Annotated in this window: 14 protein-coding genes and 1 pseudogene; 13 read left to right on the top strand and 2 right to left on the bottom strand. The window is 69.7% G+C overall.

What is annotated here, in order from left to right:
- Positions 1–445 precede the first annotated feature (445 nt).
- The 4 genes from ACFXMF_RS14950 (at position 446) to clpX (ending at position 3,804) form a co-directional block, all read left to right on the top strand.
- Positions 446–652 carry a hypothetical protein gene (locus ACFXMF_RS14950; RefSeq protein ID WP_379991399.1) on the top strand — a complete coding sequence of 69 codons (207 nt, stop codon included), beginning with the start codon at positions 446–448 and terminating at the stop codon, positions 650–652.
- Positions 653–960: 308 nt separating this feature from the next.
- Positions 961–1,602 (top strand): ATP-dependent Clp protease proteolytic subunit, encoded by a 642-nt coding sequence (locus ACFXMF_RS14945; protein WP_371863129.1) that lies wholly within the window; start codon positions 961–963, stop codon positions 1,600–1,602.
- 106 nt (positions 1,603–1,708) lie between these two features.
- Positions 1,709–2,371 (top strand): ATP-dependent Clp protease proteolytic subunit, encoded by a 663-nt coding sequence (locus ACFXMF_RS14940; RefSeq protein ID WP_360304475.1) that lies wholly within the window; start codon positions 1,709–1,711, stop codon positions 2,369–2,371.
- Between the two features lie 152 nt (positions 2,372–2,523).
- Positions 2,524–3,804, top strand: coding sequence for an ATP-dependent Clp protease ATP-binding subunit ClpX (gene clpX / locus ACFXMF_RS14935; protein WP_360304477.1), 1,281 nt, complete (start codon positions 2,524–2,526; stop codon positions 3,802–3,804).
- Positions 3,805–3,825: 21 nt separating this feature from the next.
- On the opposite strand, the gene ACFXMF_RS14930 is transcribed toward clpX, so the two are convergent.
- Both ACFXMF_RS14930 and ACFXMF_RS14925 read right to left on the bottom strand, forming a co-directional pair.
- Positions 3,826–4,473: a hypothetical protein gene (locus ACFXMF_RS14930; protein ID WP_360304479.1), complete on the bottom strand. Its 648-nt coding sequence runs from the start codon at positions 4,471–4,473 to the stop codon at positions 3,826–3,828.
- Positions 4,474–4,587: 114 nt separating this feature from the next.
- Entirely contained in the window at positions 4,588–5,238 is a 651-nt protein-coding gene (locus ACFXMF_RS14925; protein ID WP_379991400.1) for a hypothetical protein, read from the bottom strand.
- A gap of 313 nt (positions 5,239–5,551) precedes the next feature.
- Here ACFXMF_RS14925 and ACFXMF_RS14920 point away from each other — a divergent pair, with 313 nt between their 5' ends.
- The 9 genes and pseudogenes from ACFXMF_RS14920 (at position 5,552) to rodA (ending at position 17,152) form a co-directional block, all read left to right on the top strand.
- Positions 5,552–8,185, top strand: coding sequence for a valine--tRNA ligase (locus ACFXMF_RS14920; RefSeq protein WP_360304483.1), 2,634 nt, complete (start codon positions 5,552–5,554; stop codon positions 8,183–8,185).
- 25 nt (positions 8,186–8,210) lie between these two features.
- Complete coding sequence (locus tag ACFXMF_RS14915) at positions 8,211–9,638, top strand: bifunctional folylpolyglutamate synthase/dihydrofolate synthase (RefSeq protein WP_380020652.1); 1,428 nt, start codon at positions 8,211–8,213, stop codon at positions 9,636–9,638.
- Between the two features lie 2 nt (positions 9,639–9,640).
- Positions 9,641–9,976 (top strand): DUF4233 domain-containing protein, encoded by a 336-nt coding sequence (locus ACFXMF_RS14910; protein ID WP_360304487.1) that lies wholly within the window; start codon positions 9,641–9,643, stop codon positions 9,974–9,976.
- A gap of 119 nt (positions 9,977–10,095) precedes the next feature.
- A complete protein-coding gene (ndk, locus tag ACFXMF_RS14905; protein ID WP_355543167.1) occupies positions 10,096–10,506 on the top strand; it encodes a nucleoside-diphosphate kinase in 411 nt (136 codons plus the stop codon).
- 423 nt (positions 10,507–10,929) lie between these two features.
- On the top strand, positions 10,930–11,949 hold the full coding sequence (locus ACFXMF_RS14900; protein WP_078979486.1) for a rod shape-determining protein: 1,020 nt from the start codon (positions 10,930–10,932) through the stop codon (positions 11,947–11,949).
- Between the two features lie 114 nt (positions 11,950–12,063).
- Entirely contained in the window at positions 12,064–13,110 is a 1,047-nt protein-coding gene (gene mreC / locus ACFXMF_RS14895; protein WP_360304489.1) for a rod shape-determining protein MreC, read from the top strand.
- A 4-nt stretch (positions 13,111–13,114) separates the two neighbouring features.
- Positions 13,115–13,621: pseudogene (gene mreD / locus ACFXMF_RS14890) on the top strand (rod shape-determining protein MreD); the annotation flags it as partial.
- A gap of 49 nt (positions 13,622–13,670) precedes the next feature.
- A complete protein-coding gene (mrdA, locus tag ACFXMF_RS14885; protein WP_379990263.1) occupies positions 13,671–15,905 on the top strand; it encodes a penicillin-binding protein 2 in 2,235 nt (744 codons plus the stop codon).
- Complete coding sequence (gene rodA / locus ACFXMF_RS14880) at positions 15,902–17,152, top strand: rod shape-determining protein RodA (RefSeq protein ID WP_379990255.1); 1,251 nt, start codon at positions 15,902–15,904, stop codon at positions 17,150–17,152. The genes mrdA and rodA overlap by 4 nt, the downstream gene beginning before the upstream one ends.
- Positions 17,153–17,185: the final 33 nt, after the last annotated feature.

Genomic DNA, 17,185 nt, shown 5'->3' with positions numbered 1-17,185 from the left:
CACGTGGGCCCGATCACCGTCGGTTGGTGATCGGGCCCACGTGCGTTTCGGCGACCCGAACGAGGCATGTCCGGGCGATTCGGACCCGGCGCGTGACATACGGATCGTGATGACCCGTCACTCGATCCGCTCCACACGTTGGGTCCGGTGGTCCGAACATCCCGGCCCGGGCCGGGTTCGTCCAAGGCGTACGGGGGATCGCATGGGCGCTGATTTCGGAGTCGACCTCGCCTGGTTGCGGGGGATGGTGGGTGTCTTCAACGGCTGCGCGGAAAGCGCCGAGCGGGCGCTGCACGCCCCGGAGGAGACCGGTCCCATCCGGATGGGACCCCACAGGACTGGATGAACCAGGTGCGCGGACGGTTGGCCGGGACCACGCCGGTGGTCGGCCAGGAGATCACCGATCTGCTGCGGTACCTGGTTCTCGACGCCCGGGTCCGGCGGCGTGGCGGCCTCCGTCGTCCTGCGGCCCGCGGTCGAGCCGAGCACCTCGACCGAGCCGCGCAGCGCGCCGACCGCGCCGACCCGGGCTCCGGAGCCGGGCTCCTGGACCATGTACATCCGCGGGTCCCGGGCGGCTCCGGAGCTCTACTTCTACATGGGCGACCCCGACGCACGAGTCGTCCACCCCTTCCACCGCACCGGACGGTGACCCGCGCCGGACCGTGACCCACGCCGCCGCCCGCGCCCACCGCGACGCCCGGCCCACCCCGACGCGGCGCCGCACCCCGACCCCGGGACCGCCCTCGCCCGCCGTGACGATCCGCGCGACTACCCCGTTACCGCCCGGATATCGCCCTGCTGCGCTCTGGGCGAACAGTCCTGAGTCTGGGATGGCCTGCGACGATCCGCGCGTTAGGGTCGCTGTACGAAGGGGGTCACCCGCCACAAACGCAGGTGCCTCCCAAGGTCGACTTCGTGACGGCTCGGGATTGCCGTCGGAAACGAGCAGGTGGATACGTGACGAATCCGCAGATCGTGACTCCGGGGCTCGCGGTGCCCACTTCGCGTGCATCTCAGCCGGGTGGGATGGGGCTCGACGACCAGGTCTACAACCGGTTGCTGCGCGAGCGGATCATCTTCCTCGGCTCGGTGGTCGAGGACCAGATCGCCAACGCGATTTCCGCCCAGCTCCTGTTGCTGAACGCAGAGGACCCGGAAAAGGACATCTGGCTCTACGTCAACTCGCCCGGTGGTTCCATCACCGCCGGCATGGCGATCTACGACACGATGCAGTGGATCAGCAACGATGTCGCGACCGTCGCGATGGGCCTGGCCGCCTCGATGGGCCAGTTCCTGTTGACCGCCGGAGCCCCCGGCAAGCGCATCGCGCTCGCCAACTCCGAGATCCTGATGCACCAGCCGTCCGCCGGTCTCGGTGGTTCGGCGTCGGACATCAAGATCCAGGCCGAGCAGCTCCTGCGCACCAAGCGCAAGATGACTCGCCTGATCGCGCACCATTCCGGGCAGACCCCCGAGAAGATCGAGCACGACTCGGACCGCGACCGCTGGTTCTCCGCCGAGGAGGCCAAGGAATACGGCCTGGTGGACCACGTGGTTCGCAGTGCGGCCGAGGTGCCCAACACCGGCAGCACGAGCTGATATCGGCGCCCCGACACCGCTGACACGTCGGCCGAACCAGCCCCGGTCAGCTTCAGGTCGCCCAGCCACTGAGTCGAGTCCGCAGTCCCGGAGGGCTGAGATTTCCATGAATGACAATCTGTTCCACCGGCCCGAGGGCCTGGCACCGATGGCCTCGCGCAGCGCCGAGAGCCGTTACGTCCTGCCGCGCTTCATCGAGCGCACGTCGCAGGGCATCCGCGAGCAGGACCCGTACACCAAGCTGTTCGAAGAGCGCATCATCTTCCTGGGTGTCCAGGTCGACGACGCGTCCGCGAACGACGTGATGGCGCAGCTCCTGACGCTCGAGTCGATGGACCCCGATCGGGACATCTCGATCTACATCAACTCGCCCGGCGGTTCCTTCACCGCGCTGACGGCCATCTACGACACGATGCAGTTCGTGCGCCCCGACATCCAGACGGTGTGCATGGGCCAGGCGGCCTCCGCCGCCGCCGTTCTGCTCGCCGCGGGAACTCCGGGCAAGCGAATGGCGCTGCCGAACTCCCGCATCCTCATCCACCAGCCGTACAGTGAAACCGGGCGCGCGCAAGTCAGCGACCTGGAGATCCAGGCTCGTGAGATCCAGCGCATGCGCACCATGCTGGAAACCATGCTCGCGCAGCACAGCACGAGGCCGATCGAGCAGGTTCGCGACGACATCGAGCGCGACAAGATTCTGACGGCCGAAGAGGCGCTCGCGTACGGCCTCATCGACGAGATCACCGCACCTCGGAAGGTCGTCGGCTAGTGTCCCCGCCCGGTCGGCGGCTTGCCGCCGACCGGACAACGGTGACCGGTTGATGGTCAAAACCGGGGGATCGGAGATTCCGGCGGGGTACCGTCGAAAGACCAGGCACCAGGTCCGGGACATCCGGGGCCCAGGCGAAGGAGATGCACCTCGTGGCACGCATCGGTGACGGTGGCGACCTGCTCAAGTGCTCGTTCTGCGGAAAGAGCCAGAAGCAGGTGAAGAAGCTCATTGCCGGTCCGGGTGTCTACATCTGTGACGAGTGCATCGACCTGTGCAACGAGATCATCGAGGAGGAGCTCTCCGAGTCCTCCGAGTTGAAGTTCGAGGAGCTCCCCAAGCCACGGGAGATCTACGAGTTCCTCGACGGCTACGTGGTCGGGCAGGAAGTCGCCAAGAAGGCGCTCTCGGTGGCGGTGTACAACCACTACAAGCGGGTCCAGGCCGGCGAGTCGGCCAAGGCGTCCCGCGACGACGGCGTCGAACTGGCCAAGTCGAACATCCTGCTGCTCGGGCCGACCGGCTGTGGCAAGACGCTGCTGGCGCAGACCCTGGCCCGGATGCTGAACGTACCGTTCGCCATCGCCGACGCGACCGCGCTCACCGAGGCGGGCTACGTCGGCGAGGACGTCGAGAACATCCTGCTGAAGCTGATCCAGGCGGCCGACTACGACGTCAAGAAGGCCGAGACCGGGATCATCTACATCGACGAGGTCGACAAGATCGCTCGCAAGAGCGAGAACCCGTCGATCACCCGCGACGTGTCCGGTGAGGGCGTCCAGCAAGCGCTGCTGAAGATCATCGAGGGCACCACCGCGAGTGTGCCGCCGCAGGGCGGGCGCAAGCACCCGCACCAGGAGTTCATCCAGATCGACACGACGAACGTGTTGTTCATCGTGGGCGGCGCGTTCGCCGGCCTGGAGAAGATCATCGAGGGCCGGGTCGGCCGCAAGGGCATCGGCTTCGGCGCGCAGATCCGCTCCAAGCGCGATGTGGAGAGCGCCGACTCGTTCGCCGACGTGATGCCCGAGGACCTGCTGAAGTTCGGCATGATCCCGGAGTTCATCGGTCGGCTTCCGGTACTCACCTCGGTGCACAACCTGGATCGCGAGGCGCTCATCCAGATCCTGACCGAGCCCAAGAACGCGCTGGTGAAGCAGTACCGCCGGCTGTTCGAACTCGACGGTGTCGAGCTGGACTTCGAGATGGAGGCGCTGGAGGCGATCGCCGACCAGGCGATCATGCGCGGCACCGGTGCGCGTGGCCTGCGGGCGATCCTCGAAGAGGTGCTCCAGTCGGTGATGTACGAGGTCCCCTCCCGCAAGGACGTGGCCCGCGTCGTGGTCACCGACCAGGTGGTCCTCAAGCACGTCAACCCCACGCTGGTACCGCGCGACGTGGTCAAGCGCGAGCGGCGCGACAAGAGCGCCTGAGCCGAGCGGCGCCGGACCGTCCTAGCGGGCACTGCCCGCGTACACGTTCGCGATCACCAGTCGGGCGTGGGCGACGCCGGCCCCGTCGCTGACGTAGACGAGGTCCTGCTCGTCGCCCCACAGACACATCGCCGTGGCGGGGTTGCTCCAGCAGCGGAGCAACCCCGGCGGGCCGGGCACGGCCGGGTCCTCGGTCACCGGCACCGCCGGCACGAAGTCCCGGACGTAGATCGCAGGCGCGGTGTCCCGCCTGGTGGCCAGCGTCAGCAACACCGTCTCGCTGGTCCGTCCGCCACCGAAGACCTCGGTTCGCACGCCCGTGAAGGTACGCCCCATCGTCGCGTCGAGTTCGCCGACCGCGGTCGGCAGCGCGCTCCGGGCCACCGGACCCCTGGCCTCGATCGTGGCCGGCATCGCGAGCGGCCCGGCGACCCGCCCGGCGACCGGCGCGGTCGGCAGGCCGCGCGGCCGACGCGGGCCGTCGTCGCCGGGGTCGAGGAAGACCAGCACGACCACCACCGCGGCGAGCACCACCAGCACGCTGCCCAGCACGCCCGCCACGAGCGCGAACCGGTCCCGCGAACCGCGCGGCGCTCGGCCCGGCGGACCGGTCGGATACCCCGCCCCGCCGGTCCCGGGCCCCTGCCACCCGTCGTATCCGTCGCTCATCGCCCCCACCGCCCCGTGGTCCGGCCGCATGTCGTCGGCACCCGGTACAACGACGGTACGACCGGGAAGCGACGCGCGAACCGGGGTCGGCGCCCGCGCGTCGCCGACGGCGCGCTACTTCTCCAGATCCGCGCGCATCGCCTTGAACTTCGCCGCCGCCTGGTCCGCCGACGACTGCTCGAAATAGGCCACGGCCGTCGTGTACCGATCCGCCCACCCGCAGATCGCCGCCGGTTGCGCGACCGAGGCCGGCATGCACTCCAGCGTGCCGCCCAGTTGCCCCGGGTCGTAGTCCTTCATCGTCGCCCCGTCCGGGACGCTGCCGCCGCTGCCGTTCACGTACTCGACCATGCCGCGCACCATGTGCTCCAGCCGCTTGCCGTCGATCCCGGTCAGCCCGTCCACGCCGACGAACAACACCGAGCGCGGGCCCGCCGAGCTTGCGCCGAACGCCGCGACCAGGACGTTGTTGGTGGGGTGACGCACCTCGCCCGGGTCGACCGGAACGTCGGTGGGCCCGCCGGCGAGCAGCTTGGCCAGGCCGCCGGCCCGGGCGGACGGCTGGAGTCTGCGCGGCCCGGCCGAGGTCGGCCGCGCGGACGGGGCCGAGGTCGAGGGTTTCGCCGTGCCCGGCTCGCCCTTGGCCGACGGTACGGACGCCGGGCTCACCGCGGGGTCGACCGGCCCCGCCGTCGTGGCGACCGGCGGGCCGCTCCGGTCGTCCTTGTCCCCGTCCTTGGCCTGACAACCCGTCAGTACGGACACGCCGAGCACCGAAACGGTGACGGCGGCAAACAGTGTGGAAGTGCGAGCGTGCACGAAAATCCCCCCGGATTCACGAAATCATCGATACCCGGGCCGCCTGCGGCGCTTCGACCGATGCCCCCATCGTCGAAACCGGAACCGACCCAGGGCGCGACAGTAGCGCCCGCCCGCAACCGGTGGAACGGCGCCGGAACGGCGGTGACACCACGGTGACAAGGGCGGGACGCCCTCATCGACAAACGGAACGTCGCCGTCGACGCGGGCCCACCCCGCCGCGTCCAAGGTGCTCGCGCGCCTTCCGTAGACTGGGGCGGTGACCGAGAACACCACTCCCGCAGCCGCTGCCGCCGAGCAGCCGCAGGCCCTTCCCTCCCAGTACACCCCCGCCGAGGTAGAGGGGAAGCTGTACGAGCGCTGGGTAGCCGCGGGTTGGTTCGAGGCCGACGCCAAGAGCGACAAGCCGCCGTACACGATCGTCATCCCGCCGCCGAACGTCACCGGGCAACTGCACCTGGGCCACGCGTTCCAGCACACGCTGATGGACGCGCTCACCCGCCGCAAGCGCATGCAGGGCTTCGAGGCGCTGTGGTTGCCCGGCATGGACCACGCCGGCATCGCCACCCAGAACGTGGTCGAGCGCGAGCTGGCCAAGGAGAGCAAGTCGCGGCACGACCTGGGCCGCGAGGCGTTCGTGGAGCGGGTCTGGCAGTGGAAGGAAGAGTACGGCGGCAAGATCCTCGGCCAGATGCGTCGCCTCGGCGACGGCGTGGACTGGTCGCGTGAGCGCTTCACCATGGACGAGGGCCTGTCCCAGGCCGTGCAGACCATCTTCAAGCGGCTCTACGACGACGAGCTGATCTACCGCGCCGAGCGCATCATCAACTGGTGCCCGCGCTGCCTGACCGCGATCTCCGACATCGAGGTCGAGCACCAGGACGACGACGGCGAACTGGTCTCGATCCGCTACGGCGACGGCGACGACGCGATCGTGGTGGCCACCACGCGCGCCGAGACGATGCTCGGCGACACCGCCGTCGCGGTGCACCCGAGCGACGAGCGGTACGCGCACCTGGTCGGCACCGAGATCGAACTGCCGCTCACCGGGCGGCGGATCCCGATCGTGGCGGACGAGCACGTGGACCCCGAGTTCGGTACCGGCGCGGTCAAGGTGACCCCGGCGCACGACCCGAACGACTTCGAGATCGGCCGTCGGCACAACCTGCCGATGCCCTCGGTGATGAACGAGCGGGCGATCATCACGGTGCACGGCCCGTTCGAGGGCCTGGACCGCTACGAGGCGCGGTTCGCGATCGTGGCCGCGCTGCGCGAGCAGGGTCGGATCGTCGCCGAGAAGCGCCCGTACACGCACGCGGTCGGGCACTGCTCGCGCTGCAAGACCACGGTCGAGCCGCGGCTGTCCATGCAGTGGTGGGTCAGGGTCGAGCCGCTGGCCAAGGCGGCCGGCGACGCGGTGCGCGACGGCCGGGTGGCCATCCACCCGCAGGAGTTGGCCGGGCGCTACTTCGGCTGGGTCGACAACATGCACGACTGGTGCATCTCGCGGCAGCTCTGGTGGGGTCACCGGATCCCGGTCTGGTACGGCCCGAACGGCGAGACGGTCTGCGTGGGCCCGAACGACGAGCCGCCCACCGGCGAGGGCTGGACGCAGGACAGCGACGTGCTCGACACGTGGTTCTCCTCCGCGCTGTGGCCGTTCTCCACGCTGGGCTGGCCCGAGCAGACCGCCGACCTGGCCAAGTTCTATCCGACCGACGTGCTGCTCACCGGGCACGACATCATCTTTTTCTGGGTCGCCCGGATGATGATGTTCGGGCTGTACGCGATGGACGGGCAGGCGCCGTTCCACACCATCACGCTCACCGGCCTGGTCCGCGACCAGTTCGGCAAGAAGATGTCCAAGTCGTTCGGCAACGTGGTCGACCCGATCGACTGGATGGACGCGTATGGTACCGACGCGCTGCGCTTCACCCTGGCCCGCGGCGCCAACCCGGGCACCGACGTGCCGATCGGTGAGGACTGGGTCCAGGGCTCGCGCAACTTCTGCAACAAGATCTGGAACGCCACCCGATTCGCGCTGATGAACGGCGCCACCGTCGAGGGCCCGATGCCGGCCGCCGAGCAGCTCTCGGCGACCGACCGTTGGATCCTGTCCCGGCTGGACGCGGTCGTGGCGGAGGTGGACGCGTACTACGAGGACTACCAGTTCGCGAAGCTCTCCGACACGCTGTTCCACTTCGCCTGGGACGAGGTCTTCGACTGGTACGTCGAGCTGGCCAAGCTGCCGCTGAACGGCGACGACGAGGCCGCCGCGCAGGCCACCCGGCGGGTCCTGGGCCACGTCCTGGACGTGACGCTGCGGCTGCTGCACCCGATCGTGCCGTTCGTCACCGAGGAGTTGTGGACCACGCTCACCGGCGGCGAGTCGCTCGTGCCGGCCCGGTGGCCGACGCCCGGCGGGTTCGCCGACCCGGCCGCCGAGGCCGAGATCACCACGCTCCAGCAGGTGATCACCGAGGTCCGCCGGTTCCGCTCGGACCAGGGCCTCAAGCCCGGCCAGCGGGTGCCGGCCAACATCTCGCTCGCGGGCACCGCGATCGCCGCGCACGAGGCGGCGCTGCGTCAACTGGCCCGCTGCACACCGGCCGGCGAGGGCTTCTCGGCGACCACGTCCTTCCCGGTCGCGGGTGCGGTGATCGAGCTGGACCTCTCCGGCGCGATCGACTTCGTCGCCGAGCGCAAGCGCCTGTCCAAGGACCTGGCCGAGGCGGAGAAGGTCCGCGACGTGAACACCAAAAAGCTCGGCAACGCGGGCTTCCTGGCCAAGGCCGCCCCCGACGTGGTGGACAAGGTCCGGGACAAGCTGACCGGCGCCGAGGCCGACATCGAACGCATCAAGGGCCAGCTCGACCGGCTGCCCACCGCCTGACCCGACCGGCCGCGCGGCCGAGGCACTGGCCGCACAGCGCGCCGTCGAGGCCGAGCTGATCGGGCGCTGGCCCGAGACGAAGCTCGACCCCTCCACCGACCGGGTGGTCGCGCTGATGGACGTGCTCGGCGAACCCCAGCGGGCGTACCCGGTCATCCACATCACCGGCACCAACGGCAAGACCAGCACGGCCCGGATGATCGAGGCGCTGCTGCGCGCCTTCCAACTGCGCACCGGCCGCTACACCAGCCCGCACGTGGAGTCGATGACCGAGCGGATCAGCCTGGACGGCGAGCCGATCAGCGCCGAGCGGTTCGTCGAGACCTACCGCGACATCGAGCCCTACATCGACATCGTCGACGCCGCACAGCCGCACCGGTTGTCCTTCTTCGAGGTGATCACCGCGATGGCGTACGCGGCGTTCGCCGACGCGCCGGTGGACGTCGCGGTGATCGAGGTCGGCATGGGCGGCACGTGGGACGCCACCAACGTGGTCGACGGCACGGTGGCCGTGGTCACCCCGATCGCGGTGGACCACGCCGCCCGACTGGGCGGCACGCCCGGCGAGATCGCGGTGGAGAAGGCCGGGATCATCAAGCGGAACAGCCTGGTCGTGCTCGCCCACCAGCCGGTGGACGCGGCCGAGGCGCTGATCCGGCGCGCGGTCGAGACCGATGCCACGGTGGCCCGCGAGGGCATGGAGTTCGGCGTGGTCCGGCGCGACCTGGCGGTCGGCGGCCAATTGCTCACGCTGCGCGGCCTGGTGGGGGAGTACGAGGACGTCTTCCTGCCGCTGCACGGCAGCCACCAGGCGCACAACGCCGCGGTCGCGCTGGCCGCGGTCGAGGCGTTCCTGGGCGTCGGTGTGGCCGAGCGTCCCGGGCTCACCGGCGGCGGCGCGCTGAACGCCGACCTGGTCCGCGAGGCGTTCGCGTCGGTCACCTCGCCGGGCCGGCTGGAGGTCGTGCGCCGCAGTCCCACCGTCCTGATCGACGCCGCGCACAACCCCGCCGGCGCCCTGGCCGTCGCGCAGGCGATGACCGACTCGTTCGACTTCCGGCACCTGGTCGGGGTGATCGGCGTGATGGGCGACAAGGACGTGCGCGGGGTGCTGGAGGCGCTCGAACCGGTGCTCGCCGAGGTCGTGGTGACGCAGAACTCGCAACCGCGCGCGATGCCGGTGGACGAACTCGCCGCGCTCGCGGTCGAGGTGTTCGGCGCGGACCGGGTCGAGGTGCAGCCGAGCCTGCCGGACGCGATCGAGGCCGCCGTCACGCTTGCCGAGGAGGAGGGCGACCTCGGCGGCGCGGGGGTGCTGATCACCGGCTCCGTGGTCACCGTCGGCGAGGCCCGGGTGCTCCTCAAGGGTGGTGAACCGGGCTCGGCTTCGGGTTCGGGCGTGGGCCCGACCGCCGGCGGGAGCGGCGGCAACCGCAACGGAAGGGACGCCTGAGCATGCGCGCGCTGTGTTCGACCCACCTGATCGGCCAGGCCCTGGTGATCTGCCTCGCCGCGCTGGTGGCGATGCAACTCACCGACATCTCCACCGGCGTGTTGTGGGCGGTGGCCGGACCGTCCGCCCTGCTGTGCGTCTGGCTGTGCGCCAAGCTCGGCCGGCCGTGGGCGATCACGGCGGGCTGGGCGCTGCAAGTGGGCCTGTTCGTGACCGGTTTCGTGGTCCCGATGATGTTCCTGATCGGCGTGGTGTTCGGCGCGATCTGGTACGGCTGCGTCCGGGTCGGGCGGATCATCGACGCGGCCAAGGCGGCCCGAACGGTCACCGCGGACTGAGTCGCGAGATACGGCCGAAAGGTCGATGCGTTACCCCGGATAGGCTCTGGGCGTTGACCGTTCGTCGGGCCACCGGGTTCTTACCCGTACCCCCTCTTCGAGGAAGCAAGGAGCCAAACGTGTCCGAGCGCACGCTCGTCCTGGTCAAGCCGGACGGAGTCCGGCGTGGTCTCGTCGGCGAGGTCATCGGCCGCATCGAGCGCAAGGGCTTCACGCTGGCCGCGCTCGATCTGCGGGTGATGGATCGCGAGACGATCGAGCGCCACTACGCCGAGCACGAAGGCAAGCCGTTCTACGCCCCGCTCGTGGAGTTCATGACCTCGGCCCCCTCCGTGGCGCTGATCGTCGAGGGCGAGCGGGTGATCGAGTCCTTCCGCGTGCTCGCCGGCGTCACCGACCCGATCAAGGCCCTGCCGGGCACCATTCGCGGCGACTTCGCCACGATCACCCGGGAGAACATCGTGCACGGCTCCGACTCGTCGGAATCCGCCGAGCGCGAGATCAAGAACTTCTTCCCCGAACACGCCTGACGATCCGGTCGCGGCGTCGCGCACCGCGCGCGCCGCGCCGGATCGCGGTGCTCCCCACCGCGACGATCGCCCGGGGCCGCGCGACGCGCGCGGGCTGCCCCGGGGATCGATTTTTTTCGTGACCACATCGTGCGAAACTTCGCGCGACGCGCCGGGGCCGCTCTATCGGACCCCGACCGTGCGCTGTTAGAGGGAAATCCCTTTACTTGTCGCGCGTGGCACGCAACCCCTCGCCCCGTGATCACGTCATGGTGGATGGAGGGTGCAGCCGTGCCCCGGTACGTCGCGGTTCTGCCGCCGGTACACCGTGCCTACGATTGTGGTCGGTCGAACCGGCGTTGTTGGTACGACGTCCCTCGGCCGGCTCATGTCCTCATGGCTACGAGCTCGGGAAGGCCCTAGGTTCTTTATATGGCGAACAACTTGTCGTTCATCGGTCGTGACATGGCGGTCGACCTCGGTACGGCCAACACGCTGGTGTACGTCAGAGGCCGCGGCATCGTACTGAACGAGCCGTCGGTGGTCGCCAAGAACACCACCACCGGGGGCATCCTGGCGGTCGGCGCCGAGGCGAAGAAGATGATCGGGCGCACGCCCGGCAACATCGTGGCGATCCGACCGCTCAAGGACGGCGTGATCGCCGACTTCGAGATCACCGAGCGCATGTTGCGCTACTTCATCCTCAAGGTGCATCGGCGTCGCTATCTGGCCCGTCCGCGCGTGGTGATCTGCGTGCCCTCGGGCATCACCGGCGTCGAGCGCCGCGCCGTGGTCGAGGCGTCCAGCCAGGCCGGCGCGCGCAGCGTGCACATCATCGAGGAGCCGATGGCCGCCGCGATCGGCGCCGGTCTGCCGGTGCACGAGGCGACCGGCAACATGGTCGTCGACATCGGCGGCGGCACCACCGAGGTCGCGGTGATCTCGCTCGGCGGCATCGTCACCGCCCAGTCGATCCGGGTGGCCGGCGACGAGCTGGACAACGCGATCATCGCCTACGTCAAGAAGGAATACTCGCTGCTCCTGGGCGAGCGCAGTGCCGAGGAAATCAAGATGTCGATCGGCTCGGCCTTCGACCTCGGCGAGGACGAGCACAGCGAGATCCGTGGCCGCGACCTGGTCAGCGGCCTGCCCAAGACGATCGTGATCTCCACCTCGGAGGTCCGCAAGGCGATCGAGGAACCGGTCAACACCGTCGTGGACGCGGTCAAGAGCACGCTGGACCAGTGTCCGCCCGAGCTCGCCGGCGACGTGATGGACCGCGGCATCGTGCTCACCGGCGGCGGCGCCCTGCTGCGCGGCCTCGACGAGCGGCTGCGGACCGAGACCGGGATGCCGATCCACATCGCCGACAACCCGCTGGACTCGGTGGCCCTGGGCGCGGGCAAATGCGTCGAGGAGTACGAGAAGCTCCAGCAGGTATTGGACGCCCAACCGCGCCGCTGACCGAGGACGCGGGGGCGGTCGTTCGAATCGCCGCCCACCGTGTTCGGCCCGGCACGGCCACACACCACAACTGCCCACAAGCGCCGCAACGTACGAAAGGGGCGGGCGCGCATCGTGAGGGACTCCCGGCACGGTCGGCTGGTCCTCGTGCTGCTGCTAGCGATCTCTTTCGCCCTCATCACCGTGGACATCCGCGGTGGCCGGAACTCGCCCATCGCGAACGTCCGCGACTGGGCCTCGGCCGTGTTCGGCCCCGCCGAACGCGGCGTGTCCGCCGCAGTGGACCCCGTCGGCCGGGCCGTGAACGCGGTCAAGGACGCGGGATCCCACGAGGGCGAGAAGAAGCGTCTGCAGGACGAGAACGCCAAGCTTCGTCAACAGGTGGACAACATCCAGTTGGACCGCAATCGCGCGGCCGAACTGGACAAACTGCTCAAGGTCTCCTCGGCCGGGCAGTACAAGATCAAACCGGCGCGCGTGGTCGCCATCGGGCCCGCCCAGGGCTTCTCCTGGACGGTCACCATCGACACGGGCGCGGGCGACGGCATCAAGCCGGACATGACCGTGATCAACGGGGACGGGCTGGTCGGTCGGGTGACCCAGGTGGGTCCGATGACCGCGACCGTGCTGCTCGCCACCGACCCCGGATTCGCGGTCGGCTCGCGGCTGGCGGGATCGATGGAGATAGGGATCACCTCCGGCCGCGGCGACAAGCCGATGAACCTCAAGCTGCTCAACGGCCAGGCCGACGTCAAGAAGGGCGACCGGCTGGTGACGTTCGGCTCGCAGGGCGGCAAGCCGTTCGTGCCGGGCGTGCCGGTGGGCGAGGTCGCCGAGGTGCGCAACACCCCGGGCCAACTCACCCGCAGCGTCGAGGTGAAGTCCTACGTGCACTTCTCCAGCCTGGACACGGTGGGCGTGGTGATCGAGCCGCCGCGCACCGATCCGCGGGACTCGGTGCTGGCCCCGGCGCAGGCGGTCGCGGCGCCGCCGAGCACGCCGGCCGCGCCGCCGGCCCCGCCGGCGACCACCGAACCGCCCAAGAGCGCCTCGACCGGCAAACCGCCGGCCGGCGACACCCGCAGCACCAACGCGAACGCGGCCGACGGCCGCCGCAAACCGCCGCCCGGCGGCACCGCCCCACCGACCGGAAGGGACTGAGACGGTGCGGATCTCCCGCGTGTTCTACGCCGCGCTGCTGATCGTCGTCGCGCTCGTCGTCCAGGTGAGCGTGCTCGCCCGGCTCGGTCTGCCCGGCGCGGTGCCGGACCTGCTGCTCCTGGTGGTGATCGGGCTCGCGCTGACCTACGGGCCCACCTCCGGCTGCGTGATCGGCTTCGCGGCCGGCCTGTGCGCCGACCTGGCGCCGCCGGCGGACCACGCGGCGGGGCGGTACGCGTTCGTGTTGTGCCTGACCGGCTACGTCGCCGGCCTGTTCGTCTCGCGCAGCCCCAGACGCTCGGTGCTCGCGCCGATCGCGGTGGTCGCGGTCGCCGCGGCGGCAACCACGGTGCTGTACGCGGCCGTCGGCGCGCTGGTCGGCGACGGCGCGGTGCGCCAGGTGGGGCTGACCAAGCTGTTGCTGACGGCGGTGGTCTACGACGCGATCCTGGCGCCGTTCGTGGTGCCGTGGGTGATGGCGCTGGCCCGCAAGGTGGATCCGAAACCGATGCTCTCGGGCCTGTCCCGGTAGGGGGTGAACGCCCAAGATGCGTAAACGGATGCCGAGCCTGCTCAACTCCGGCCGCTCCAAGGGAGACGGCGCACACAGCGTGCGCGCCCGGATGGTGATCCTGCAGATCCTGGTCCTGTCGCTGATGATCACCCTGTTCGGCCGGCTGTGGTACCTACAGATCCGCGAGGGCGACCACTACGCCGCCGCCGCGTCGCAGAACCAGGTCCGGGACGTGGTGACCCCGGCCGTGCGCGGCCAGATCCTCGACGACAAGGGCCGCCCGCTGGTCAACAACCGCACCGCGCTGGTGGTGTCGGTCAGCCGTACCGAACTGCTGCGGATGCCCGACTCGGGTGTCGGTGTGCTGACCAAGCTGGCCGAGGTGCTGCAACTGCCCGCCGACGAGGTCAAGGCCCGCACCCGGCTGTGCGAGCGCAACGTGCCCAAGCCGTGCTGGAACGGCTCGCCGTACCAACCGATCCCGGTCACCGACAACGCCACCACCGAGCAGGCGCTGACCATCATGGAGCACCGCGAGGACTTCCCCGGGGTGACCGCCGAGCCCACCGCGGTACGGCAGTATCCGGCGCCCGAGGGAGCCAACGGCGCGCATGTCGTGGGCTATCTCTCGCCGGTCTCCGACGACGAGTTGAGCAAGCAGAAGGCCGAGGGCAAGAAGGATCTCCAGCGTGCCGACGAGGTCGGCCGCAGCGGTCTGGAGCGCAGCTACGACACGGACCTGCGCGGCAAATCCGGGGTCACCGGGCTGTCCGTGGACCACCTCGGTCGGGTCACCGGCACCGTCTCGGAAACCCCGCCGGTACCCGGGAACCACCTGGTCACCAGCATCGACGCGAAGATCCAGGCGATCACCGAGCAGCAGCTCGACGAGGCGATGAAGCGGGCCCGGTCGACCTTCGACGCGGGCAACACGCACAAGAACTTCATCGCCGACGCGGGCGCGGCGGTGGTGATGGACATCAAGACCGGCCGGGTGATCGCGATGGCCAGCGCGCCCAACTACGACCCGTCGGTGTGGGTGGGCGGCATCTCGCCGCAGGACTACAAGGCGCTCACCGACGAGAAGGCGGGCGTGCCGCTGGTGTCCCGGGCCATACAGGGTCAGTTCGCGCCGGGCTCGATCTTCAAGGTGATCTCCACCTCGGCCGCGGCCGAGTCGGGCTACTCCACCAAGGCCAACTACGACTGCTCGCCGAGCATCTCGGTCGGCGGCCAGACCTTCAACAACCTGGAGTCCAGGGGCTACGGCCCGATCTCGCTCCAGCGCGCCCTGGAGGTCTCCTGCAACACCGTCTTCTACGGCATCGGCTACGACATGTGGCTCAAGGACGGCGGGATCTTCGGCAAGAACCCCAAGGACCCGATGGTCACCATGGCCAAGAAGTACGGCCTGGGCGCCCCCACCGGCATCGACCTGCCCGGCGAGTCCGGCGGCCGGATCGCCGACCGGGCCTGGAAGAAGCGCAACTGGGAGCAGAACAAGGACGCGTGGTGCAAGCAGGGCGACACCGGCAACGAGTACGTGGACAAGATCGCCAAGGAGAACTGCGTCGACGGCTGGCAGTTCCGCGCCGGTGACGCGATCAACTTCGCGATCGGCCAGGGCGACACCACGGTCACCCCGTTGCAGATGGCGCGGGTGTACGCGGCGATCGCCAACGGCGGCACGTTGTGGAAGCCGAGTCTGGGCAAGGCCGTGGTCAGCCCGAGCGGCAAGCTGGTGCGCGAGATCCAGCCACAGGTGGCGGCCAAGCTGCCGATAAGCGACGCGACGCTCAAGTACCTGCAGAACGCGCTGATCGGCGTCGAGATGAACGGCACCGCGGCCGGCGTGTTCGCCAACTGGCCGAACGCCCAGATGCCGATAGCGGCCAAGACCGGCACCGGCTCGGTGTACGGCAAGCAGAGCACGTCCTGGTTCGCCACCTACGGCGGTCCCAAGGACGGGCCGCAGTACGCCGTGGTGATGATGGTCAGCCAGGGCGGCACCGGCTCCGGTACCTCGGGTCCGTCCGTACGCAAGATCTACGAGGCGTTGCTCGGCGTCGACGACAAGGGCGCGATCGACCCGACCAAGGCGCTGCTGCCCGCCCCGCCCGCCGGGCTGCCGCAGGTCAAGGAGGACGGCACGGTCGTGCCCGCGTCCTACCTGCTGCCGCCGCGCCCCGGCGGCGGCGAAGGCTCCACCACCACCGCGTCGTCCGCGCCCTGGGCGCTGCCGCCCGATCGGGGGATCCACCGGACGGGGAGAGGGACATGAGCCTGAAATTGCGGCCCGCCTCGCGGGTCGCCGGGTTCGGTACACCGGACCTGGGCCGACTCGCACCGGTGTTCACCCCACGCCGGTCGATCACCCGACAGATCATCCAGCGCGACGCCCCGGTGCGTCGGCTGGACTGGATACTCCTGGGCCCGGCGCTCGCGCTGTCCGCGGTGGGCTCGCTGCTGGTGTGGTCCGCGACCCGCAACCGGCGCGGACTCACCGGCGGGGATCCGCAGTTCTTCTTCAAGCGGCACCTGCTCAACCTGGCGATCGGGCTGGTCCTGGCCACCGTGGTGGCGATAATCGGTCACCGCCGGATAAGGGCGTTCGCGCCGTTCGTCGGGGTCGTCGCGGTGTTCGGACTGATGGCCGCGCTCAGCCCGCTGGGCAGCACGATCAACGGCCAGCGGGCCTGGATCCAACTGGGTGCGGGCTTCTCGGTGCAGCCCGCCGAGTTGGCCAAGATCGCGATCATCCTGTGCATGGCGATGATCCTGTCCGAACGGGTGGACACCGGGGATCTGGCCAGGCCCGGCGACAAGGCGGTGTTCTGGGCGCTCGTGGTGGCCGGCGTGCCGATGGCGGTGATCATGTTGATGCCCGACCTCGGCTCGGTCATGGTGCTCGCGATGATCGTGCTCGGCGTGTTGCTCGCGTCCGGCGCGCGGGCGCGCTGGATGATCGCGCTGATCGTGATGGCCGCGGCCGGAGCGGTCGCGATCGTGCATCTGGGGCTGCTCAGCGAGTACCAGATCGACCGGTTCCGGGCCTTCGCCGATCCGAACTTCGATCCGGGCGGCGTCGGCTACAACACCGCGATGGCCCGGCTGGCGATCGGCTCGGGCGGGCTCACCGGCCAGGGGTTGTTCCACGGCGAGCAGACCAGCGGCCAGTACGTGCCCGAACAACAGACCGACTTCGTCTTCTCGGTGGCCGGCGAGGAACTGGGCTTCATCGGCTGCTGCGCGATCATCGCGCTGTTCGGCGTCCTGCTGTGGCGCGGGATCCGGATCGCGCTGCACGCCGACGACCTCTACGGCACGATCGTGGCGGCGGGTGTGGTCGCCTGGTTCGCCTTCCAGGCGTTCGAGAACGTCGGGATGAACCTGGGCATCATGCCGGTGGCCGGTCTGCCGCTGCCGTTCGTCTCCTACGGCGGGTCCTCGATGTTCGCCATCTGGATGGGGATAGGGCTGTTGCAGTCGGTGCACATGCGGCACGCGGGTGCCTTCAAGTCGGCCTGACGACCGTCGCATCATCCGTCACGGGCGGGCTCC

It is taken from the genome of Embleya sp. NPDC059213, from assembly GCF_042754445.1.
Lineage (GTDB): Bacteria > Actinomycetota > Actinomycetes > Streptomycetales > Streptomycetaceae > Embleya.
Note: the sequence above shows the minus strand (reverse complement) of the source record. Positions and strands in the feature narration are given on the sequence as shown.